Origin of the sequence: Pseudomonas sp. p1(2021b), from assembly GCF_020151015.1 — a bacterium.
In the GTDB taxonomy this organism is placed as follows: domain Bacteria; phylum Pseudomonadota; class Gammaproteobacteria; order Pseudomonadales; family Pseudomonadaceae; genus Aquipseudomonas; species Aquipseudomonas putida_K.
Genome location: NZ_CP083746.1, coordinates 376,800 through 400,050 on the forward strand (window position 1 = coordinate 376,800; position 23,251 = coordinate 400,050).

Below are 23,251 nucleotides of genomic sequence, written 5' to 3' on the forward strand. Positions count from 1 at the left end.
ACCCTAAAATCCAAACGGAGCCACCTCAATGGACGTTCACACCCCTGACCAGCGACGTCGAAATATGGCTGCTATAAAGGGGCGGGATACCAAGCCTGAGCTGGCCCTGAGGCGTATGCTCTGGGCAAAAGGCTTGCGCTATCGAGTACACCCTCGACTGCCTGGTAGGCCAGACGTAGCTTTCGTTAAAGCCAAGCTGGCAGTCTTCGTTGATGGCTGTTTTTGGCATTCCTGTCCAGATCACTGCTCCATACCAGCATCTAACACTCAGTTTTGGACTGAGAAGCTTGCGAGAAATGTCGCTCGCGATAGGTTAGTGGACAACCAGCTCGAGCAGTTGGGGTGGCGGGTGGTGAGGCTCTGGGAGCATGAGATTGAAAATGACCCCACGTTATGTGTGTTGAAAGTAGAATCGCTCTTGCGGATCTAGGTCCGGGTTTGTAGCAGTGAACAATCCTGTGATGGTCTGCGGAGCGTTACAGATTCACTCGCACATGTTCTCGTGGGGTGGGACTGCGGGTTTGTAGAATCGGTCGGGCGGCCCTTACCTCTACGGGACTCATTCCGCCGCTTCCTTGGCCGATTTGAAATTGGCCATAGCTGCTAGAGGTTTTGCTTACGCAGTGACCCAGTGCAGCCGAGATATCGTCGTCAGCCAGACCGGCTCGCTTCCAGTCGCTAGCTGCAGCATTGCGGAGATGGTACGGACAGATCCTAAACTCTAGTCGCGGCCATAGCTTCTGCCCGGCCGACGACAGCGCAGCACGCCAGTTGGTAGTCTTCTCGATGTTTACTATCATCGCCATCTCTCCGTTGCCCTGTGCACTATTTCGGCAGATATCGGACAGAGCTCTAACCAACGGGTTTTGGTCGATTTTGTAACTGACCTCCCGCCAGGGCTGTCCCTTGTGGTCAGTAACCTTTATTCCGTTGTCTATCCGGATAGTTAACAGCCCGCTCTCTTCGAAGAAAATTACTTTGACACCTTTTTCTAGCTCACCAGGTCGACATCCCGACACTGCCTCTACCAGATATGGAAGTTCGTACCTGCTCCCCTCAAGCTGTTTGTGTAACTGAACCCTCCAGTTACTAGGGAGATACTTTAATTCGGAGCGTTTTGACTTTCGCCTCATCGTGTTGTCGAGTGGGCAATGTCCCTTGTGTCTGTCAATAATGTTTATGATCCCGACGAGGCCTTCAATTACTCCCGCTTGGAGCCTGAGTGCAGCTATATCACCCGTGCGCTGGGCCGAATCTTGTCCTCGCAATGCTTCCTGAAGCTGAATACGGCAACAATGCATTGTTGCGGCTACTCGTCTCCGATACGTGGACTTACTTTTAGTCGCGCAGATCGCTGACCATAATTTCTCAGGATTAGCCCCTTCATCGCCAACCATACGATTGTATTCGCGCACGTAACCATCATCGGTCGACTTGCTTAGCTTTTTGGGTGGCAGCTCTTTTATTAGTTGGCGGGCAATTCTTACGATCTCAAAAATCTCTTCCTGGGTCTTCATAGCGCTTTTCCAGTGACCTAAGTCGTTTGAGCTGGCTGGCTGAAAGGGCACCTTTCGCTACGCGAATCGCCGTTCCGGCGACCGGTGCCCACATTCACGCAGCTGCGTGAATGTGTTTATTTTTTAGGTCACTTACGACCTATCCATTTTTAGGTCACATATGCCTTACCGTTTTTTAGGTCACATGTAACTTTTTCTTCGCCTGCTTCTTGTGAGTGATGGCTTCCTCTGCTTGAATAGCAATAGAACATTGTGTGGAGGTTTAACATGTCATCCGGATACCAAGCAGGCCTCTCCGCTGGATACGCAAACTCGCGTGCAGTACAGAATTCTTATGAGTCAGCGATTGGGGAATGGCGTGCTTATTCAGAAGGCCTAAAGCGCACCATACATACGCTCAATGAGCGAATTGAAATAATGCAAGGGCAATTCGAGGCAAACGACTGTGTTCTTCGCCTACTACTTGATGAGCTGAAGAAAACTTCCCCCGAGTCCCCGCTGCTATCGAAAGAGTATCGAGACTCCATTCGGCAGCGGGAACTTAACGAGTTCTTAGAGGATAAGCGGTACGAACAGAGCCGCCTTCGGAGGTAGTCACGTTCCCGGAGGTGGCCCGCCAAGTAATGTGTCATTACCTGGATTCGGTCTAGCAATCTCCTTGGAATTCGAACCGTCTGGCCGTGCGGCTTGATGTAGCCCCAATCCCGAACCATGCTTGGCTTCGCGTACCCCTCCGACGAATACGTCCTGACCACTGTCGCCGGTGCGCTCCGCATCGGCGATACCTCCAGTAGAACCATTGCCAATCCAGCGCAGGATGTTGTCCGGTACCCAGTGGATCAGGCTGAAAACGATATGGACCACAGTGGTCATCATCACCACATAGATGGCCACGTAGGCGAGGAAGCTGACGATACCTGTCATGCTGTCAGCCTGGATCCCGGAGACAACGGACATGAATGCTGCGTTGATGTAGCCGACGATGGGCTGAGTCAGGAGCATGCCACCGAGAAGGCCGAACAGCATCAATGCCGGTCGCATCACCAGCGAGAGAATCATCATGTAACCCTGCCCAGCGCGACCGACGGCATCGTCTCCGTCGGGGTGGATATGGGCCACGGCAAACAGCGGGGCCGCGATCACCGATTCGAGAACAAGCACGAACCAGTTCACGATCGAGGTCGTCCAGGTGATGAACGGAATCATCGGGACGTAGGTGCTCAGCGTCACCCCGAAGAAGAACAACAGCAGTATCAAGGTTGTGAGTATCCCTGATAGAAATTGAAAGACCGCGCCGGCGTCGAAACCCACTTTCACTGTGGCCTGTGCTGCCCAGGAGTTCGCGACGCCAGTGGCGCTGGCCATGGCCGCGAGCATCACCTCTCCGGTAGTCACGATGACATCGCCGAAGCTTTTCATCTGGCTCATGTGGTTGAGGTTGGAGCCGGCAATGCTCTGGGTCATCTGGTTGATCGCGCCCATGAACGGAGCGGAGATCATCTTCTTGACGTACTCCCAGGCCCCTTCACCGTCACGAGGCTCTCGCACGTTAGTCTCGGCGTAGTAGGTATTTCGGACCGAGTCGACGCGGTGCTTGGCATACTCGTCGGCAGTGAGCATCGTATCGGCGTACGTCTGGAGCGTCTCCTTGGTTTCTTTGTCGACGATGGCAATAGGGTCGGCTGCCGGCAGACCGTTGAGCGTGGACTGCATGACATCATTCATTTTGACAATATGATTGTACCAGGTCCCGGCAAACAACCAGCCGCCGTCCTTGGCGGCCTTGAGAAAGTCCGCCGCAGCTCGATCACTGGTTTGCATTACGGCTGTCTTGGCGGCGGCGCGAAGCGAGTTTTCATACTTGTTTGCTGCAGCGTCGATGACTCCTGGGGCAGGCTTCTGTCCAGCAACGATTTGCTGCGCAGTCGGCCGGATGTCTTGGATCATCTGCTGAATGGCTTTGGCGTGGGCGGCGAGAATTGGCTCTTTGATGACCTTGGTGTTGCTGTTGCCTTCCGAGGCCTCCCAGGATTGCTTCCAGGTCAGTGCACCGCACACATCGGGATTCATGTAGGAGTTGTCGTTTGCCTTCCACTTGTAGTCGGTGACGTTGTAGGACGCCTTATTGTACTTCTGAACCATGTTGATGCCGCCGTAGACCGGTATGGCGTCGGTGATATCAACGTCGATTTCCCCTGTGTTGACGACCTTGCGGGTGGATGCGACAGCCTGGATGCGAGTCGACCGGCCAGAGGCCTCGAACTGCTTGTTCATCGCCGCGGTGCAGACTTCGAATTTCAGGATGTTGGCCGCGAGCGGTCGGGAGTCAGGGATCAGCGGCCGCGACAGCATCCCATCCTTGCCGATCTGGTCGACGGCTTGGCTCCAGATTGCATCCCCAACCCCGACGCCTTGAATCGCGAGCCATAGCACCATGATCTGGATAAGCGAATAGCCATGCCCAAGCGGTAGCAGAAGGGCACCGCCTGCAGCGGTACGCAATGGAATCCAGATATCGCTCATCTTCCGTCCGAGGACCTCGCCATCCTGAGCGGAGTCGACGGTGCCTTTGATCGTGGTGTAGGCGATGAAGAGCATTCCCAGGAACATCACTGCTCCGCCGAACACCGACATCATGCTTCCAAGCACGTCTTCGGTTTCGCCGCCCTCCACGTTTCCACCGGAGTGAATGGTGCCGACGATCGAGCCGAAGACTTCTTCCAGGAAGTCGACAGATGTATCTCCTGGCGGTGGCGTGAACTGGTTCAGTCCGCCTGAAGAGTCAGCGTGAGCTGTGCCTCCGAAAAGAGCGGCCAGAAGTAGACAAAGCTGCAGCAGCGATTTTTTCATCTGGCTGTCCCCCGCTGTGCTGGCGGTAAAACTAAGGGCACGGCGCTAGCGTCAAACACATACAGCAACGCATACGGGATGCCGGCGAGCGCATAAAACTGACCCCCACCGGACAAATACTGTTGCACGGCACAAAGGGCTAGGGCGGCTGTTGAGGGGAACAACCACCAGCCTGGCAATCCACCCCAGGCGCGATGTTGCCCCAAGGGAACTGCTAGGTTGGTGAGGAGTAGAAGAAGATAGAACACTCTGTGCGTTAGACGGCTAAAGCTCGGTGAGCCAAGCCAGCTTATTAGGCTGGGCATGCGAGGATCTCCGCAACTTCTGGGGTTCGGTAGTAAACGCGGCGACCAACTTTTACAGAGGTACCATTGAGGCTTCGATAAAAATTATCGTTTTTGTAACGGGCGAGATGAACGCGAAGAGCTTCTGGAGACTTGCCTAGAAGCTCTGCAAGTTGGGCAGGAGACATCAAAAGTCCAAATTTTTCGACTAGGGCTTCTTCAAATCGACTTTTCATCGGAACGCTCCACAACTTCGAGGTAAGTGTTGTGGGCTATTTAAGTTCGGCAGCTCAGGCGCGGTCAACTAAAGTGACGTTATGTCTTGTACCGCCAATTAGTTATTTTGGCGTATTGTTGCGTATTTTTTGTTGTTATTTGTTATTGTCTAACGCTTTTGATTACTCTGAGTTAGTTGTGCGATGCGTTTATATGAAAAAAAGGTCTAAGAATGGTTCTCCCCATAAGTTTTCACCTTCGCCCCATAAGCTTTCACTTTTAACCCCATAGGCTTTCACCTTTGCTCCCCATAAATGTTCACCTATTAGAGCCGTCGCCCCATATCTCTTCACCTTTCGCCCCATATTCTTTCACCTTAGGCCCCATAAGTTTTCACCTTTAACTGACAAAATCCTTTAAATTCAATGAATTACGAAAAATAATGGTCTCTTCTGTTTGTATGTCTTAAAGAAAAAACAAACAGACAGACACGAAGGCTGGACTAATATTAGCGGGTGGAGATAAAGTGGCGACGCTGGATGGGGTTGCAGCCCTATCCAGCGTCTGACCAAAAAGATCGCAGGAGATCCTAATGGCGTCCAATATCCTACCACGTCAGCATTTTCCCCAAAACCTCACGCATGATTTACTAACAGAAGTCGCTCCAGAGCTTGATGACCTCAATGGCGAGATGCTGTTAGAAAAATTCACTGGTATGTTGCAGCCAGCGCTGGATGCTGTTGTAGGTGCATACAAACTGGCTGCTGCGAGCAAAGTGACAGAGCAGGCATTCCAATTATTTTTAGAAAACCTCGTCGTAGCTGCTGGCGAGGATTAATGTTGATGCATCCGCTGAAGAGGTTGGTCCAGGGAGAGCTTAATCACGCCGATCCTGCAGTATTGGTTGAGACAGCGTTGAATCTTTGGTACCACCCTGACCCTATGCCTCTGGTTTTAGAGGTCGTTAATGGCCTCCAGGAGATGGAGTTGCGTCGAGCCCTGTATACCCTGGATCGTCTGAGGCGTTACGGAACCGCGATGACCGAACGACGATACCTAGAGCTAACCGAACTGGTGTGCTCATCGCGTTGGGAGCCCTTGAAAGTTGTTTTTGTACTCTCGCCGCCACCCCCCTGGGGGCGCAGTGCAAAATGGCCAGATGTGCTCGCGCAGGGGTGGGGTTTAGGTGAGGAAGAGCGGCTGAATACCGCCTGTATCTTGAAGTACCAGACCCGCCATTATGCGGCTGAACGTCGTAGAGGTCAGAGCTGAGGGGGGCAGAGTGAGCTGGTGAGGCATGGATGCCGCGCCAGGGCCGGGCGGCTTCATGCCCGGACCTGGCCACCAGCGCCGGCAGGGAGGCCGGAAATGGATATATCAGCCTGCGGTGGGGTCCTTGTCTACGCGCTGTAGTAGGAGTTGCTGGACCTCGCTCCAGTAGTATGCCCTAGCCTGGAATCGATGGAGGACAAGCCGTAGGAGCTCAGGATCTTTGATGGGTTGCCCTTGGAATGCTTGCAATGTCTGAAGATCCAGTCCGAGCTGTCGATTAGCAAATCTGTCCCTCGGCAGCTTTGCTAACGTAGCTCCACGCTCAACCAGACTCGACCTCAATGAGCAAAGTAGAACGAGCGCAACTGGCCCTGATGGTGTATCTGAGCAGTCGGGTTCATGGAAAATCCTTTTCTTGATGAACTCTGCTCCGAGCGCCTCGCATCTATCTGACTCTGCGGGTACTAGCAACGGATCCAGCAACTCTACCTGGTTACAGCTCTGTTGGTGGATACTGCGGAGATTCATGTCGTTGGTCTCCGTTTCGGGAGGGCATCCAGATCTCTCACGAGATCTTCTCCCCGCAGGTGTGTGTAGCGCTTGAGCTGCTGCATAGATTTATGTCCGCTCAAAGCCGCTAACTTTTGGGCCGATAGCCCGCGCTCTGCATACCTACTGATCCCCTCATGGCGGAAGTCGTGAAAGCGGAAATCAGACATACCCAGTTTCCGTTTCAGCAATCCCCAGGTCTTTGTAAAAGCGTAAGGGCGCCTCTTTCCGTCCTTGCCAGGTTCTCCAAAGAAAATCAGATCGCAATCGTTCGGACGAGTCGGGTTATCAAGGGCATCCCTGAAAGCTTCGGTCGCAATCTCGTTGAGGGGCACTTCCCGAGGGCTGCCGTTCTTGGTGTCTGGGAGGAACGCTACACGCTTCTGAAGGTTGACTTGGTGACACCGCAGGCCAGTGATCTCTGACGAGCGCATTACGGTTTCCAGCGCAATAACAGCAATCCACCGCAGCATAGGATTGCTGTAATCGTTCAACGCCGCAAACAGCCGACGCTCTTCGTCGCCAGCTAGCCGGCGATCACGTTCTGGGCCAGGGCGCGGCTTCCGGATATTCAAAACGGGATTGAACGTGAGCCCTAATCCCCATTCTTTGATCGCTACGGTGTAAAGGTGACTGAGTAGTGCTAGTTCGAGACGAACAGTATTGTTGCTTATTGGGCGGCCGTGCTTGCTAGTCGAAGCGAGCCGGCTGTCCCGATAGTCAGCGATGATTTCGGCAGAAAGGGCGGCTAAGGAGTATTTGCCTAGATTCAGGGTGAGTTGCTTTGCCTTGGTCGTCTCAGCTTTGCGCGTGCTGGGCTTTTTTGTTGGTGTGACATCCGCCAGATAACGCTGCAGGGCTTTCTCCAGCGTCATGCGCTCTGACCCGCTGCGCTGGATATACACGCCCCGCACCATTTCATCTTCGGTGCGTCGTGACCAGTCCTCGGCGTCGCGTTTGGTGCGGAAAGTCTTGGCGTTGGTCGGCCATCCGGTCTTGCGGATAACGGCCTTCCAGGTGCCGGCAGGGGTTTTGACGATTGTGGCCATCTGAAGGACTCCAAAGGCGTGCAAGCGAAGCAGCACTGTACCTAATTTGTACCTTTAGACCATAGGACTGTATCTGAGGTGTACCCGCCAAAAACACGAAAGCCGCGCAATGCGCGGCTTTGAGTATGGTGGGCCCACACGGACTCGAACCGTGGACCAAAGGATTATGAGTCCTCTGCTCTAACCAACTGAGCTATAGGCCCCAGAGGTGGCGGGGATTATAACGAGGGTTTGAGGTGGGTGCCATCTGAAAGATCTGATAGTGCTATACGAAGAAAGGTCGCTGCGAACTCCTCCGGGGGCAGGGGCGGGCTGACGATGTAGCCTTGGATCTGTTCGCAACCTTCGATGGCGAGGAAGCGTTGCTGGTCCTGGTTTTCCACACCTTCGGCAATGATGGTCAGCTGCATGCTGCGGCCCAGGGCGATGATCGCGCGGGTGATGGCGGCGTCGTGGGGGTCGTCCGGCAGGCCGCGGATGAAGGACTGGTCGATCTTGAGGATGTCCAGTGGCAGGCGCTTGAGGTAGCTCAGCGATGAATAGCCCGTGCCGAAGTCGTCGATGGCCAATTGCACGCCCAGGTCCTTGAGCTGGTGAAGGATGGCCAGGGCTTCTTCGGCCTGGCTCATGATGAAGTTCTCGGTGATTTCCAGCTGCAGGTCGCCGGCCTTGAGCTGGTACACCTTGAGCAGGTGTGCGATGCGCCTGGCCAGGTTCGGTTGGCGCAGCTGGGCGCCGGCGAGGTTGATCGACAGGGGGCCGAACGGCTTGTAGAGGGCCTTCCAGGCGAACATCTGGCGGCAGGCCTGTTCCATCACCCAATCGCCCAGCTGGAGAATGGTGCCGTTCTCCTCGGCCAGGTGGATGAACTGCTCCGGCGGTACCTCGCCGAAGGTCGGGTGCCGCCAGCGAACCAGGGCTTCGGCGCCGACCAGGCTTTGGCTCTTGAGGCTGAACTTGGGCTGGAAGCACAGGCTCATTTCGCGACGTTCGATGGCGCGGCGCAGTTCGTGCTCCAGGGCGATGCGCTCGCTGGCCTGGGCGGTGAGGTCGCGGGTGTAGGCTTCGACGCGGTTGCGGCCCTTGGCCTTGGAGCGATACATGGCGGCATCGGCGTTGCGGATGAGGCTGGCGACGTCGCTGCCGTCCTGGGGATAGAGGCTGATGCCGATGCTCGCGCTGGTGAAGAATTCATGCTCGCCGGCCTGGAAGGGCGCATGGAAGCAGGCCAGCAATTTATTGGCGATGGCATTGGCATCGCTGGGGCGGTGCAGGCCGGGCAGGAGGATGATGAATTCGTCGCCGCCCAGGCGGGCTACGGTATCGAGGTCGCGTACCTGTTCCTTTAGGCGGTGGGCGATGCTTTTTAGCAGCAGGTCGCCCACGGGGTGGCCGAGGCTGTCATTGATGTGCTTGAAGCGGTCCAGGTCGAGGAACAGGACCGCGCCCTGGCGATTGGCCTCCTGGGCGCCGCTGAGGGCAGCCTGCAGGCGGTTTTCGAACAGGGCGCGGTTGGGCAGGCCGGTGAGTGGATCGTGGTGGGCCTGGTAGTCGAGCTTGGCCTGGGCAAGCTTGAGGCTGGAGATATCGGCGAACACAGCGACGAAGTGGGTGATCTCATGCTCGCGGTTGCGCACGGCGCTGATGGTCAGCCAGCCGGGGTAGAGCTCGCCATTCTTGCGTTTGTTGTAGATTTCTCCCTGCCAGTGGCCTTCGGCGGTGAGCTGGTGCCACATGGCGGCATAGAACGCGCTGTCGTGCTGGCCGGAGGCAAGCAGGCGCGGGGTCTGCCCGAGGGCTTCTATTTCGCTGTAGCCGGTGATTTCGCTGAAGGCGCGGTTCACCGCGCTGATGCGTTGCTCCGGGTCGGTGATCAAGACGCCTTCTGCGGTGTTCTCGAACACGGTGGCCGCCAGTTGCAGTTTTTCCTGCATCAGGTTGCGTTCGGTGATGTCGCGCACGATGGTCAGCATGCAGTCGGTGCCGGCGATCGGCAGCGGTCGGGCTGACAGCTCGCACAGGCGGATCTGCCCGTCGCTGCGGCGAATGTGGCAACTGAAGTCACGTACGAAGCCGTCACGCTGGAGCTGGTCGACCAGGCGCTTGCGTTCGTTGAGGTCGACCCAGATACCCAGATCGAGGGAGGTCTGGTCGCTGGCGGGATTGATATCGTAGCCGGTCAGGCGGCAGAAGCCTTCGTTCGCCTCCAGCAACAGGCCGTCGCTCTGGCGTGACAGCAGCAGGCCGTCGGGGGAGGCGTGGAAGGCCTTGGCGAACTTCTCCTCCGAGGTTTGCAGCTGTTGCTGGGTTTCCTTCAGCTGGCTGATGTCCCGCACGGCCACCACCAGCGCCCGGGTGCCATCGAGTTCGAACGTTTCAGCGGAGACCAAGCCGGTGAATATTTGGCCGTTGCTACGTCGGAACCGGGTCTCTAGATTACGGATGGCACCCCGCTGCAGGCGCTCCAACAGGACGGGCCCGGCGCCTGCGACTGCCCAGAGGTCCAGTTCGGTGGCGGTGCGACCGATCACCTGGCTCGGGCTCAGGCCGATCTGCTCTTCGAAGGCTTCGTTGACCTCCAGCAGGCAGCCATCGCTGTGCCGGGCGATCACCAGGATGTCCGGGCATTGTTGAAACACCGAGGCGAACTTCTGCTCCGACAGGCGCAGGGCATCCTCGGTACGTTTGGTTTCGCTGATGTCGATCATCAGGCCGCGCAGCAACGGGCGGTGCCCATGTTCGATCATGCTGACGATATTGCGCACCCAGAGGGCCTGGCCATCGGCGCGGATCACCCGATAGTCGAGGCTGTGGTCGCGCCCGGCGGCGGTCTCGCTGTCGCAGAAGGCCTGGGCCCAGAGCGCATCCTCGGGGTGCAGGATGCTGCGCCAGAACCCCGGCTTGAGCCAGTCGCCCAGGGGGTAGCCGAGCAAGTCCTCGGCATGGGGGGAGACGTAGCTGTAGGTGAAATCGTTGGCGTCGGCTTCCCACGCGATGGCCGACAGGCTTTCGACCAGGCTGCGGTAGTGGTACTCACTGCTGCGCAGCTCCTGCTCGAGCGCGATACGCCGGGAGATTTCCGAGCTCAGGCGCCGGTTGATGCGGATCACCACGGCGAGGATGGCCATCAGCAGTAGGACCGCGGGCAGGCCATAGAGCAGCAGGTCGTTCCAGAACGAGCGTTGGTCGACGACATTGCCAACCCAGCGTTGCTGGATCTGGTTGACTTCGCCAGGGCTCATGTCTGCTATGACCTTGTCCAGAATACCGATCAAGACCTTGTTGCCCCTGGGCGTGGCCATGGCCAACTGGTAGCGGTAAGGCGTCTCGCCACTGACGTACAGGCCTTCGAGCTTGAGTTGTCGCAGGGCCCAGATGCTCGAGGCGAGGTCACCGACCACAGCGTCCACTTCATCGGTGGCCAGGGCCTGGAGGGAGGAGCTGACGTTGGGCAGTGCGACGAGGTTCAGGTCCGGATGGTGCGTGCGCAGCAGCTCATGGGGCGCGTAGTTTTCCACCACGGCGACCTTGAGCCCGTACAGTTCCTTGAGTGTGCGGGGCTGTGGCCCGCCGTCGTGGGCCAGGATGACGATGGGGAAGTCCAGGTAGGGGCGGGTGAAGGACAGGTAATTCTGGCGTTCCGGTGTCGACATGATGCCAGGGAGCAGGTCCAGGTGGTTTTCCTTGGCTTGCAGCAGGACTTCGGTCCAGCCTCTGGGCTCGACCGGCTTGAGGCGGATGCCCAGGCGTTCCTCGATCAGGGCAACGTAGTCGGCGGCCAATCCCTGGTAGCGGCCCTCCTGGTCGCGGAACTCGAAAGGTGGCCAGGAGGCATCGATACCCAGGCGTAGCTGGGGGTGGGCACCGAGCCAGGCTTTCTCTTCATCCGTCAGGGTCAAGGCGCCGGCCGTTGTGGTCCAGACGAGCAGGATCGACAACAAAAGGGCCGGCACAAAAGACATAGCGGCCTCGCGTTCAGGGGGTATGCAACGAGTGTAGACGGCCAGGCGCGACGGGTGGGGATTGTGGGCTTACCGATCAGCGGAGCGCCTTGCGTCCATCGCGGGCGAGCGCGCTCCTGTGCGTCACGGGCGCAATGGCCGAAAAGAAAAACCCCGGCCTGGGCCGGGGTTCGTCATCACTCGTCGAGGAAGGAGCGCAGGTGCTCGCTTCGCGTCGGGTGGCGCAGCTTGCGCAGCGCCTTGGCTTCGATCTGACGGATCCGCTCGCGGGTCACGTCGAACTGCTTGCCGACCTCTTCGAGGGTGTGATCGGTGTTCATGTCGATGCCGAAACGCATGCGCAGCACCTTGGCTTCGCGTGCGGTCAGGCCCGAGAGCACGTCACGGGTGGCTTCCTTGAGGCTTTCGACCGTGGCCACATCGATCGGGGACTGCATGGTCGAGTCCTCGATGAAGTCGCCCAGGTGCGAATCTTCGTCATCACCGATCGGCGTTTCCATGGAGATCGGTTCCTTGGCGATCTTCAATACCTTGCGGATCTTGTCCTCAGGCATTTCCATACGCTCGCCCAGCTCTTCCGGAGTCGGTTCGCGACCCATTTCCTGCAGCATCTGGCGGGAAATACGGTTGAGCTTGTTGATCGTCTCGATCATGTGCACCGGGATACGGATGGTGCGCGCCTGGTCGGCGATCGAGCGGGTGATCGCCTGGCGGATCCACCAGGTGGCATAGGTCGAGAACTTGTAGCCGCGACGGTATTCGAACTTGTCCACCGCCTTCATCAAGCCGATATTGCCCTCCTGGATCAGATCCAGGAACTGCAGGCCACGGTTGGTGTACTTCTTGGCGATGGAAATCACCAGACGCAGGTTCGCCTCGACCATTTCCTTCTTGGCGCGGCGGGCCTTGGCCTCGCCGATCGACATGCGACGGTTGATTTCCTTGATTTCGGCAACGGTCAGGCCGGTCTCGGTTTCGAGGTCGATCAGCTTCTGCTGGCAGGCGACGATCGCGGCGTCCTTCTCGGCCAGGGCGGCAGCCCACTTGGTGTTGCGCTTGGCCAGGTCGCCGGACCAGGTCTGGTCGGTCTCGTTGCTCGGGAACAGGCGCAGGAAGTCGGCGCGCGGCATGCGGGCATCACGCACGCACAGTTGCATGATGGCGCGTTCCTGGGCACGCAGGCGCTCCAGGGCGCTGCGTACGCGTTCGACCAGCGCGTCGAACTGCTTGGGCACCAGCTTGATCGGCATGAACAGGTCTGCCAGGGCCTGGAGGGCTTCGATGCTCTCCTTGCCGCTGCGGCCATGTTTCTTCAGGATCTTGCCGGTGGCCTGGAGCTGGTCGGCGACGGCGCCGAAACGCTGACGGGCAACTTCCGGATCCGGGCCGCTTTCGCCCTCGTCCTCGCTGTCGTCACCGCTTTCTTCGCTGTCTTCCTCTTCGTCTTCCTCTTCCTTGGCAGCCGCGGCCTTGGCGCCAGGGATCGGCACTTCCTCGGTCGGGGCGGCGATGTTGTCGTCAGGGTCGATGTAACCGCTGAGGACATCGGACAGACGGCCACCTTCGGTGGTGACGCGGTCGTATTCGCTGAGGATATAGTCGACAGTACCCGGGAAGTGGGCGATGGCGCCCATGACTTCGCGAATGCCTTCCTCGATGCGCTTGGCGATTTCGATTTCGCCTTCGCGGGTCAGCAGCTCGACGGTACCCATTTCGCGCATGTACATGCGCACCGGGTCGGTCGTGCGGCCGATATCGGTTTCAACTGCCGCCAACGCTGCGGCAGCTTCTTCGGCTGCGGCTTCGTCGGTGTCGGCTTCCGCCAACAGCAGGGCATCCGCATCCGGAGCACTCTCGAATACGTTGATCCCCATGTCGTTGATCATGCGGATGATGTCTTCCACCTGTTCCGGATCTGAAATATCCTCAGGCAGGTGGTCGTTGACCTCCGCGTAAGTCAGGTAGCCCTGCTCACGACCGCGGGTGATCAACTCTTTGATACGAGATTGCTGTTGCGCTTTTCCGGACATAACACCCTATCCACTGAAGGTCTTGGCGGGCAAAAAACAAGCCGAGGATTATACCCGAGCATGGACCTCACGCGCCAGATGAGGTCGGGTTTTGTGCGGGAACATTCCGGCTCAGCAGGGCAAGGAGCTGCGATTTTTCCTCGCCGCTCAACTCGCTTTGACGTGCTTTCCTGAGCAGATGTTCCAGGCTGCGCTCGCGTTGGCGGGCGGACAAGCTAGTTATAGTGTCGAAAAACTGTTGTTCAAGGTTGTCGGCATCGATCAGCCACTCCTTTTCCGCCAGGGCCCGCAGCAGGCGGCCTTGCTCGGTGCCGTGCCAGCGTGCGATCAACTGCATTGAGCTTAGCTTAGGATTCTTCTGCGCGGCTTCGATCAAGGCCACCAGCAGCTGGCTGTAGAGGTGCTCTTCGTCGGCGAAATGGCTGGCATCTTCCACCTTGCCGGCCAGCAGCGGGTAGTGCAGCAAGGTGCGCAGCGCCGACAGCGTCGGCGGCTCCACCGGTGCGGGCACCCTTGGCGGCGCTTCGCCGCGCTGGCCATCACGTTGCCAGGGCTTGCCGCCTTTCTTGTCCCAGGGCTTGCCATCCCATTGTTTCTTGCCGCCTTTGTTGGGTGTCCAGGGGCGCTGTTCCTGCTGGGCGGGCGCATGGTCGTACAGGTGCGCTTCGCTGTAGTCGGGGGCGTAGCTGGCCATGGCGTCGTAGTCATAGCCAGGGTCGTAATCCGGGGTGCTGGGGGCTGGTGCGTGCTGGGCCAGCTGTTCGACCTGTTGCGGATCCAGCCCGGTGACCTCCTTCAGGCGGTTGCGCATCAGCTGGCGCAGGTTGGCACCGGGAATCTTTTCGATCAACGGTGCGGCCAGGGTCGCCATGTGCGCCTTGCCTTCCAGCGAACGCGGGTCGGCCTCGTTGCCCAGTTGCTCGAAGAAGTAGTCCGCCAGCGGCTGGGCGTGCTGGTTGATGCGGGCCATGAAGGCATCGGTGCCTTCTGCGCGCACCAGGCTGTCCGGGTCTTCGCCTTCGGGCAGGAACAGGAAGCGGGCACGGCGGCCGTCCTGCAGGCTGGCCAGGGTTGACTCCAGGGCGCGCCAGGCCGCCTTGCGGCCGGCCTGGTCGCCATCGAAGCAGAACAGCACGCTCGGCACCACGCGGAACAAGCGCTTGAGGTGCTCTTCGCTGGTGGCCGTGCCCAGTGTCGCCACCGCATTGCGCAGGCCTTGCTGGGCCAGGGCGATGACGTCCATGTAGCCCTCGACCACGATGATCTCGTCGAGGTTGCGGTTGTGCTTGCGCGCCTCGTACAAGCCGTACAGCTCTTGCCCCTTGTGGAACACCGGGGTTTCCGGGGAGTTCAGGTACTTGGGCTTGTCGTCCCCGAGGACCCGGCCGCCGAACGCGATGACCCTGCCACGGCTGTCGCGGATAGGGAACATCACGCGGTCGCGGAAACGATCGTAGCGCTTGCCGCTTTCGGCATTCTCGATCAGCAGGCCTGCATCGATCATCACCTTTTGCTGCAGGCTGTCCGCGCCCAGGTGCTTGAGCAGGTTGTCCCAGCCCGGCGGGGCGAAGCCCAGGCCGAAATCACGGGCGATTTCGCCGGACAGGCCTCGGCCCTTGAGGTAGTCCACCGCCGCCTTGCGGGTCGGGTGGCCACGCAGGGCCTGGCGATAGAACTCGGCGGCGGCTTCCAGCAGCGGGTAGAGGGGCGAGTCGGTGGGCTGGCGGGGCTTCTGCCCGCGACGGCCTTCCTCCCGAGGGACTTCCATGCCGGCGGCCTGGGCCAGCTCTTCGACCGCCTGGGGAAAGTCCAGGTTGTCGTGGTCCATGACGAAACCGAGCGCGTTGCCGCCGGCACCACAACCGAAGCAGTAGTAGAACTGCTTGTCGGGGCTGACGGTGAAGGAGGGGGTTTTCTCCTTGTGGAACGGGCAGCAGGCGGAAAGGTTCTTGCCGGTCTTTTTGAGCTGGATGCGCGAACTCACCACATCGACGATGTCGGTGCGGTTGAGAAGGTCGTCAATGAAGCTTTGGGGAATCAGCCCGGCCATGGCAGTCTCGTCATCTGGCAGCTGGCAAGTCTAATCGCTACGCGCCGGTTGAGGGCGAGCAGTTGATGCGGGAGAGGTGAGGAAAAGTGTGCTCGTCAGCCACGAATGGCTCGTCAGTCAGGACGTGCACGACTGGTCGGGGACCAGCTCTGACGTGTTCAGGCAGGTTGCCCATGCGCTGTTGCGAAGGGCGCCTCTGGCCGAAGCCGGAGGTTTGAAGCAACTGCTGCCATCAGCCCGGCACGAGGCCGGGCGGGCAGAAGCTTTGCGTTGAACGCCTGTATCAGTACAGACGAACGGCGCGGCGCTGTTCGCGCTGAACCTTCTTGGCGTGACGCTTTACAGCGGCAGCGGCTTTGCGCTTGCGCTCGGCAGTCGGCTTCTCGTAAAACTCGCGGCTACGAACTTCAGCCAGTACACCGGCTTTTTCGCAGGAGCGCTTGAAACGACGCAGAGCTACGTCGAAGGGTTCGTTCTCTTTAACTTTGACGGCTGGCATCCAGGGCTACCTTAATTCATTACCGGGGTAGACGTGCTCCTGGCAAAACAAAAGGTGTGCTGGAGAACGTCGGTTTTCAAGGGTTGCGGATGTTAACCCTTAGCTGGCCGGAATGCAAAGCCTCTGATCGAAAACCGCTGGTCGGCATGTGGTACGGAGACTATCATGCGCGCCTTCGAATTCAGCCTCCACAAGGCACGGACCCATGCTAGTACTGGGATTGGAAACATCCTGCGACGAAACTGGCGTCGCATTATACGACAGCGAGCGCGGCCTGTTGGCCGACGCGCTGTTCAGTCAGATCGACCTTCACCGCGTCTATGGCGGCGTCGTGCCGGAGCTGGCCTCGCGTGATCACGTCAAGCGCATGCTGCCCTTGATCCGCCAGGTGCTGGCCGAGGCTGGCTGCGTCGCCACCGAGATCGATGCCATTGCCTACACCGCCGGCCCCGGCCTGGTCGGCGCCCTGCTGGTCGGTGCTTCGTGCGCCCAGGCGTTGGCGTTCGCCTGGGACATCCCGGCGATCGGTGTGCACCACATGGAAGGCCATCTGCTGGCCCCCATGCTCGAGGAAACGCCTCCGGCGTTTCCGTTCGTCGCTTTGTTGGTGTCCGGCGGCCACACCCAGCTGGTGCGGGTCGATGGCATCGGCCAATACGAACTGTTGGGCGAGAGCCTGGACGATGCGGCGGGCGAGGCATTCGACAAGACCGCCAAGCTGATCGGCCTGAACTACCCGGGTGGGCCCGAGATCGCTCGCTTGGCGGAGCAGGGCGTGCCTGGGCGTTTCGTGTTCCCGCGGCCGATGACCGATCGTCCGGGCCTGGAATTCAGCTTCAGCGGCCTCAAGACCTTCGCCCTGAATACCTGGCAGCAATGCCGCGATGCCGGCGACGACAGTGAGCAAACCCGTTGCGACCTGTCCCTGGCGTTCCAGCAGGCGGTGGTGGAGACTCTGACCATCAAGTGCAAACGCGCCCTCAAGCAGACCGGCCTCAAGCGCCTGGTCATCGCCGGCGGCGTGAGCGCCAACAAGGCCCTGCGGGCCTCGCTGGAAACCATGCTGGCCAGCCTCAACGGCAATGTGTACTACGCGCGCCCCAAGTTCTGCACCGACAACGGCGCCATGATCGCCTACGCCGGGTGCCAGCGCCTGTTGGCCGGGCAGCGTCAGGACCTGGCCATTGCCGTACAGGCGCGTTGGCCGATGGAGCAGCTGCCGGCGGTGTGAAGCGGTGTGTGCAAGGTCAGAAATGCCGTTCGCGCCCGGCGAACAGGTCGCGTAGATTGCTGCGATGGCGCCAGACGATGAGTACCGTGAGCACGGTGATCGGCAACAACGCCTCGGGCTCGCGCCAGGCCAGCAATGGCAGGGTCAGCGGGGTGGCGATCAGCGCGGCCAGGGAGCTGGTGCGGGTGAGGTAGAAGGTCAGCAGCCAGGCGGCGATGGCCAGCAGCGCGGCGGGGAAGTACAGGCCCATGAGCATGCCGGCTGCGGTGGCCACGCCCTTGCCGCCCTTGAAGCAGAAGTACAGTGGGAACAGGTGACCGATCACCGCGCAGAGCCCGACCCAGGCTTGCTCCTGCAGGCCCAGGCCGGCCAGTTGGGCCAGCAGCACGGGCAACAGGCCCTTGCACAGGTCGCCCAGCAGGGTCAGGATCGCCAGCTTGCGGCCTGCCAGGCGTAGCATGTTGGTCGCGCCGGCGTTGCCCGAGCCACTGGAGCGCGGGTCCGGGCTGCCGCTGAGGCGGCTCAGGACAATGGCGAAGGACAGAGAGCCGAGCAGGTAGGCAAGCAGCGCCAATAACCAAAACATGCTAACTATTCCGGGCGAGGACGCCCTGATTCTAACGGCGCCAGTCGCCCTTGTCGTGCTGTGGAGAGAAGTGCTTGGACAGAGTGTTCATCGAAGGCCTGGAAGTCGATACCGTCATCGGTGCCTATGACTGGGAGCGGGATATTCGCCAGTGCCTGCGCCTGGACCTGAGTTTCGCCTGGGACAATCGCCCGGCGGCTGCCGGTGACGACCTGGCCTTGGCCCTGGACTACGCCAGTGTCTCGGCACGTGTCCAGGCGTTCGCCGAGCAGGCCCGTTTCGAACTGGTGGAAACATTCGCCGAGCGCCTGGTCGCGGTATTGATGGAAGAATTCAACATTCCGTGGGTGCGCCTGAAGCTGACCAAGCCGGGTGCCGTACCGGCGGCCCGTGGCGGCGTTGGCGTGGAGATCGAGCGCGGATGTCTCTGAGTACGGTTTACCTGGGCCTGGGCAGCAACATCGACCGCCAGGCGCACCTGTGCGCCGGGCTCGATGCCCTGGCGGGCTTCCTGCAGGGCATGCGCTGCTCGCCGGTGTTCGAAAGCCAGGCGGTGGGCATCAAGAGCGGGCCGTTCTACAACCTGGTGGTCACCGGGCAGACCGACCTGCCGCTGCTGGAGTTGGACCGTCGGCTCAAGTTCATCGAGGCGGACAACGGCCGTTATGCGCCTGAGCGCAAGGGCTTACCGCTGGATATCGATGTGCTGATGTATGACGACCTGCTGGGTACTTTCGACGGCCTGGTGTTGCCCAGGGCCGAGATCCTCAAGAATGCGTTCGTGCTCTGGCCGTTGTCGTTGATCGCGCCGCAGTTGGTGCACCCGGGCGTCGGCAAGACGATGGGGCAGCTGTGGCAGGAAGCGGATATCGACCAGACATTGGCACCGGTGCCCTTCGAGTGGCGTGGGTTGCAACTGACCCGGATGTGAGGGCCCAGCCGCCGGCAAGCCAGCTAGCTCCCCCCAGGTACGGCGGTTTCTCTGAAAACAGCGCAGGACAGGTGGGAGCCGGCTTGCCGGCGATTGCGGTTGTATAAACAATGCGAAACCCCGAAGGTTACCAGCGCTTGTAGGCTTCCAGTGCTTCCAGGCGTTGCGCCTTGAGTGCTTCCCCCAGCGCCTGCCCGGCCAAGCCTTTCTCCAGCAGTGGTTTCACATCCATTGCTTTAGCGGCCGCCGCCGCGCCGCGCAGGTAGTCGGCCTGCGGGTAAGCCTGGTCGTCCCTCTGACCACGCGCCTCCATCTCGCACGCAGCAATGAAATCCTCGAAGCGCTGCGGTCGACGGTACACGTCGAACTTCTGCAGCAAGTCCAACAGGCTGGCAGCGCTCAGTGCCTTGGCGTCGTGGCAAAGGGGCTGGCATTCATTGACCAGGGACGCCAGTTCCTGGCATTCCCGGGGGGCCTTGAAGCGCTGGTTGACTGCCTTGACCTGGCTCGGCTCGCCCAGCCCCTGCAGCAGGCAGGCCCAGCGTACATTCAGTGGCTGTTGCGTGCGGGCCGCTTCTCGTAGTGCTGCCAGCGGGTCTGGTCGCTGCGCGTCGAACAGTGCATTGATCTCCGGCATCAGTTCCTCGAGCGCATTGCAATCGCGCAGCACCTGGATGAACACCTGGGGCTGGTCTTCCATCAGCGCGCGCTCGATTTCCTTCCAGCTGCGCTCGGCCGTCAGAGCTTGAAGCTCGCCCGATGCGCTGATCTGGCGCATCAGCTCGAGGGTCTCGCCGGCGACATGGAAGCCCAGCGGAGCATAGCGGGCCGCGAAGCGGGCTACGCGCAGGACGCGCAAGGGATCTTCGGCGAATGCTGGAGAAACATGGCGCAAAATGCGTCGATCGAGATCTTCCTTGCCGTTGTACGGGTCGCACAGATTGCCATGCTCGTCCTCGGCCATGGCATTGATGGTCAGGTCCCGGCGGACCAGGTCTTCTTCGAGGGTAACCTCGGGGCTGGCATGGAAGGTGAAACCGCCATAGCCGCGCCCGCTCTTGCGCTCGGTGCGCGCCAGGGCGTACTCCTCGCCGGTGCGAGGGTGGATGAATACCGGAAAATCAGCCCCGACCGGGCGATAGCCCAGGGCCTGCATCTGTTCGACCGTGGCGCCGACCACCAGCCAGTCGATGTCGCTGACCGGGCGCCCGAGCAAGCGGTCGCGCACGGCGCCACCGACCTTGTAGATCTGCATGTAGAACCTCCATTACTGCCCACAGCATACCCTGTCGGCAGTAATGGAGGGCTGTTTGCTCAGAGATGATGCACCACGGCAAGATCCATACGCCCGTACTCACCCGCTTCGTTCTGCTCGCCTCGCGGCGGCATGTGGTGGGTTTTCATGACCTGGTCGCCCTGGACGGTTTCCAGGTGGATATCGAAGCCCCACAGCCGATGCAGGTGCCGAAGCACTTCCTCGGTGGAGTCGCCCAGCGGCTTGCGGTTGTGTTGCTGGTGGCGCAGGGTCAGGGAGCGGTCGCCGCGTCGGTCGATGCTCCAGATCTGCACGTTGGGTTCGCGGTTGCCCAGGTTGTACTGGGCAGCCAGTTGCTCACGGATGATGCGGTAGCCGGCCTCGTCGTGGATCGCCGGTACCAGCAGGTCGTCGCGCTGGTCATCGTCCAGGATGCTGAACAGCTTCAGGTCGCGGATCACTTTGGGTGACAGGTACTGCAGGATGAAGCTTTCGTCCTTGAAGCTGCTCATGGCGAACTTGAGGGTGGAGAGCCAGTCGCTGCCGGCAATATCGGGGAACCAGCGGCGGTCTTCTTCGGTAGGGTGCTCGCACATGCGACGAATGTCGGTGTACATGGCGAAGCCCAGGGCATAGGGGTTGATGCCGCTGTAGTACGGGCTGTCGAAGCCCGGCTGGAACACCACACTGGTATGGGACTGCAGGAACTCCATGATGAAGCCGTCGGTCACCAGGCCCTCGTCGTACAGGTCGTTCATCAGGGTGTAGTGCCAGAACGTGGCCCAGCCTTCGTTCATCACCTGGGTCTGGCGTTGGGGGTAGAAATACTGGGCGATCTTGCGCACGATGCGCACTACTTCCCGTTGCCAGGGCTCGAGCAACGGGGCGTGTTTTTCGATGAAATACAGGATGTTTTCCTGGGGTTCGGCGGGGAAGCGCACATCATCGCGTTCGTTGCCTTTCTCCGAGCCCTTGGGAATGGTGCGCCAGAGGTCGTTGATCTGGCGCTGCAGATGCTCCTCGCGCTCTTTCTGCCGGCGGCGTTCTTCCTCGGCGGAGATGGGGTAGGGGCGTTTGTAGCGGTCCACACCGTAATTCATCAGGGCGTGACAGGAGTCGATGAGGTCCTCGACGGCATCGATGCCGTGGCGTTCCTCGCATTGGGCGATGTACTGCTTGGCGAATACCAGGTAATCGATGATCGAGCTGGCGTCCGTCCAGGTGCGGAACAGGTAGTTGCCCTTGAAGAAACTGTTGTGGCCGTAGCAGGCATGGGCGATCACCAGTGCCTGCATGCACATGGTGTTCTCTTCCATCAGGTAGGCGATGCACGGGTCGGAGTTGATCACGATTTCATAGGCCAGGCCCATCTGGCCACGGCTGTAGGATTTTTCCGTGCTCAGGAACTGCTTGCCGTAGGACCAGTGGTGGTAGCCCAGCGGCATGCCGACGGACGCGTAGGCGTCCATCATCTGCTCGGCGGTGATCACCTCGATCTGGTTGGGGTAGGTATCCAGGGCGTAGCGCTCGGCCAGGCGGCTGATTTCGCGGTCATAGGCCTGGATAAGCTCGAACGTCCACTCGGACCCGGTGGAAATGGGCTGGCGTCTCTGCTCTCTGGCGGTCATGTGGCTAACCTGCGCTGGAAGAGTTCACGGAAGACCGGGTAGATATCACCGGCCGATACCAACTGCTGCTGGGCGAAGGTGTCGGGGAAGGCTTCGCCGATGCGCTCGTATTCGTACCACAGCGCCTGATGCTCGCGGGGGGTGATCTCCACGTAAGTGTAGTACTGCACGTGGGGCATGATCTGCTTGGACAGGATTTCACGGCAGATCGGCGAATCGTCGTTCCAGTTGTCGCCGTCGGAGGCCTGGGCGGCGTAGATGTTCCAGTCGCTGGCCGGGTAGCGTTCGGCCATGATTTCCTGCATCAGCTTGAGCGCGCTGGAAACGATAGTGCCGCCCGTCTCGCGGGAGTAGAAGAATTCTTCCTCGTCGACTTCGCGAGCGCTGGTGTGGTGGCGGATGAACACCACCTCGATGCGGTCGTAGTTCCGCTTGAGGAACAGGTACAACAGGATGAAGAAGCGCTTGGCGATGTCCTTGGTGGCCTGGGTCATCGAGCCCGAGACGTCCATCAGGCAGAACATCACGGCCTTGGAACTCGGGTTGGGTTGCTTGACCAGCAGGTTGTACTTCAGGTCGAAGGTGTCGAGGAAGGGCAGGCGATTGATACGCGCTTTCAGGCGTTCGATCTCGGCCTCGGTCGCCTGGATATCGGTGAAGTTGTCCGGTTCCTCGACTTTCAAGCGCGCAAGCTCGGCCTGGGCTTCGCGCAACAGCGCACGGCTGCTGCCGGTCAGGGCGATGCGCCGGGCATGGGCCGAGCGCAGGGTGCGGACGATGTTGATGCGCGACGGGTTGCCTTCGTTGGCGATACCGGCACGCACGGTCTTGAAGGTGTCGGCCCCAGTGAGGTGACGTTTCACCAGGTTGGGCAGCTCCAGGTCCTCGAACATGAATTCCAGGAACTCCTCCTGGGTGATCTGGAACACGAAGTCATCCATGCCTTCGCCGGAGTTGCCGGCCTTGCCACGGCCGCCACCCCCCCCACCGCCTTGGGGCCGGGGAATGTGCTCGCCGGCGGTGAATTCCTTGTTGCCTGGGTGGATGATGGTCTGCTTGCCGCCACGACCATGGTGCAGCACCGGCTCGTCGATGTCCCGCGACGGAATGCTGATCTGCTCGCCGTGCTCCATGTCCATGATGGAACGGCGGCTCACGGCCTCTTCGACGGCTTTCTTGATGTGCTCACGGTACCGCCGCAAGAAGCGCTGGCGGTTGACCGTGCTCTTGTTCTTGCCGTTCAGGCGTCGGTCGATTACGTAGCTCATGGGCCCTCCGGTAGCTGGGTACAGCTGCAAGCTTCAAGCTACGAGCTGCAAGTAAAAGCAGTCGCCGCCAGCGT

At 59.9% G+C, this 23,251-nt stretch carries 17 protein-coding genes and 1 tRNA gene; 5 read left to right on the plus strand and 13 right to left on the minus strand.

The annotated features are described in order from the left end of the window. Positions 1–64 precede the first annotated feature (64 nt). Complete coding sequence (locus K8374_RS01650) at positions 65–430, plus strand: very short patch repair endonuclease (protein WP_263498530.1); 366 nt, start codon at positions 65–67, stop codon at positions 428–430. Between the two features lie 46 nt (positions 431–476). Here the strand turns inward: K8374_RS01650 and K8374_RS01655 are convergent, their stop codons facing one another. From K8374_RS01655 to K8374_RS01665, 3 genes are all read right to left on the minus strand, one after another. After that, a complete protein-coding gene (locus tag K8374_RS01655; protein WP_224457710.1) occupies positions 477–1,517 on the minus strand; it encodes a hypothetical protein in 1,041 nt (346 codons plus the stop codon). 594 nt (positions 1,518–2,111) lie between these two features. After that, complete coding sequence (locus K8374_RS01660) at positions 2,112–4,367, minus strand: DotA/TraY family protein (RefSeq protein WP_224457711.1); 2,256 nt, start codon at positions 4,365–4,367, stop codon at positions 2,112–2,114. A 292-nt stretch (positions 4,368–4,659) separates the two neighbouring features. Next, positions 4,660–4,887, minus strand: coding sequence for a hypothetical protein (locus K8374_RS01665; protein ID WP_081263166.1), 228 nt, complete (start codon positions 4,885–4,887; stop codon positions 4,660–4,662). 572 nt (positions 4,888–5,459) lie between these two features. On the opposite strand from K8374_RS01665, the gene K8374_RS01670 reads away from it, so the two are divergent. Then, the gene (locus K8374_RS01670; protein WP_224457712.1) at positions 5,460–5,705 is read left to right on the plus strand and encodes a hypothetical protein; all 246 of its coding nucleotides are present in this window, start codon (positions 5,460–5,462) and stop codon (positions 5,703–5,705) included. A gap of 958 nt (positions 5,706–6,663) precedes the next feature. On the opposite strand, the gene K8374_RS01675 is transcribed toward K8374_RS01670, so the two are convergent. The 6 genes from K8374_RS01675 to rpsU form a co-directional block, all read right to left on the minus strand. Then, the gene (locus K8374_RS01675) at positions 6,664–7,737 is read right to left on the minus strand and encodes a site-specific integrase (RefSeq protein ID WP_224457713.1); all 1,074 of its coding nucleotides are present in this window, start codon (positions 7,735–7,737) and stop codon (positions 6,664–6,666) included. Between the two features lie 126 nt (positions 7,738–7,863). Beyond that, positions 7,864–7,940 (minus strand) — tRNA-Ile (locus K8374_RS01680). Between the two features lie 15 nt (positions 7,941–7,955). Continuing rightward, positions 7,956–11,699, minus strand: coding sequence for a bifunctional diguanylate cyclase/phosphodiesterase (locus K8374_RS01685; protein WP_224457714.1), 3,744 nt, complete (start codon positions 11,697–11,699; stop codon positions 7,956–7,958). A 176-nt stretch (positions 11,700–11,875) separates the two neighbouring features. After that, positions 11,876–13,729, minus strand: coding sequence for an RNA polymerase sigma factor RpoD (rpoD, locus tag K8374_RS01690; RefSeq protein ID WP_224457715.1), 1,854 nt, complete (start codon positions 13,727–13,729; stop codon positions 11,876–11,878). Positions 13,730–13,796: 67 nt separating this feature from the next. Continuing rightward, positions 13,797–15,779 carry a DNA primase gene (dnaG, locus tag K8374_RS01695; protein WP_224457716.1) on the minus strand — a complete coding sequence of 661 codons (1,983 nt, stop codon included), beginning with the start codon at positions 15,777–15,779 and terminating at the stop codon, positions 13,797–13,799. Positions 15,780–16,062: 283 nt separating this feature from the next. Further along, positions 16,063–16,278 carry a 30S ribosomal protein S21 gene (gene rpsU / locus K8374_RS01700; RefSeq protein WP_003255575.1) on the minus strand — a complete coding sequence of 72 codons (216 nt, stop codon included), beginning with the start codon at positions 16,276–16,278 and terminating at the stop codon, positions 16,063–16,065. A gap of 205 nt (positions 16,279–16,483) precedes the next feature. On the opposite strand from rpsU, the gene tsaD reads away from it, so the two are divergent. Then, the gene (gene tsaD, locus K8374_RS01705) at positions 16,484–17,509 is read left to right on the plus strand and encodes a tRNA (adenosine(37)-N6)-threonylcarbamoyltransferase complex transferase subunit TsaD (protein WP_084856201.1); all 1,026 of its coding nucleotides are present in this window, start codon (positions 16,484–16,486) and stop codon (positions 17,507–17,509) included. 16 nt (positions 17,510–17,525) lie between these two features. Here tsaD and plsY read toward each other — a convergent pair whose 3' ends face one another. Beyond that, positions 17,526–18,095: a glycerol-3-phosphate 1-O-acyltransferase PlsY gene (gene plsY, locus K8374_RS01710; RefSeq protein WP_084856199.1), complete on the minus strand. Its 570-nt coding sequence runs from the start codon at positions 18,093–18,095 to the stop codon at positions 17,526–17,528. 74 nt (positions 18,096–18,169) lie between these two features. Here plsY and folB point away from each other — a divergent pair, with 74 nt between their 5' ends. Both folB and folK read left to right on the plus strand, forming a co-directional pair. Next, positions 18,170–18,526 carry a dihydroneopterin aldolase gene (folB, locus tag K8374_RS01715; protein WP_084856197.1) on the plus strand — a complete coding sequence of 119 codons (357 nt, stop codon included), beginning with the start codon at positions 18,170–18,172 and terminating at the stop codon, positions 18,524–18,526. Then, positions 18,517–19,026: a 2-amino-4-hydroxy-6-hydroxymethyldihydropteridine diphosphokinase gene (gene folK / locus K8374_RS01720; protein ID WP_224457717.1), complete on the plus strand. Its 510-nt coding sequence runs from the start codon at positions 18,517–18,519 to the stop codon at positions 19,024–19,026. Before folB ends, folK begins: the two co-directional genes overlap by 10 nt. 127 nt (positions 19,027–19,153) lie before the next feature. Here folK and K8374_RS01725 read toward each other — a convergent pair whose 3' ends face one another. Genes K8374_RS01725 through K8374_RS01735 form a run of 3 tightly spaced genes read right to left on the minus strand, consistent with a single transcriptional unit; the run spans position 19,154 to position 23,177 of the window. Next, the gene (locus tag K8374_RS01725; RefSeq protein WP_224457718.1) at positions 19,154–20,281 is read right to left on the minus strand and encodes a multifunctional CCA addition/repair protein; all 1,128 of its coding nucleotides are present in this window, start codon (positions 20,279–20,281) and stop codon (positions 19,154–19,156) included. A 59-nt stretch (positions 20,282–20,340) separates the two neighbouring features. Further along, the gene (locus K8374_RS01730) at positions 20,341–21,909 is read right to left on the minus strand and encodes a SpoVR family protein (RefSeq protein ID WP_224457719.1); all 1,569 of its coding nucleotides are present in this window, start codon (positions 21,907–21,909) and stop codon (positions 20,341–20,343) included. Then, positions 21,906–23,177 carry a YeaH/YhbH family protein gene (locus K8374_RS01735; protein ID WP_224457720.1) on the minus strand — a complete coding sequence of 424 codons (1,272 nt, stop codon included), beginning with the start codon at positions 23,175–23,177 and terminating at the stop codon, positions 21,906–21,908. Before K8374_RS01735 ends, K8374_RS01730 begins: the two co-directional genes overlap by 4 nt. Positions 23,178–23,251: the final 74 nt, after the last annotated feature.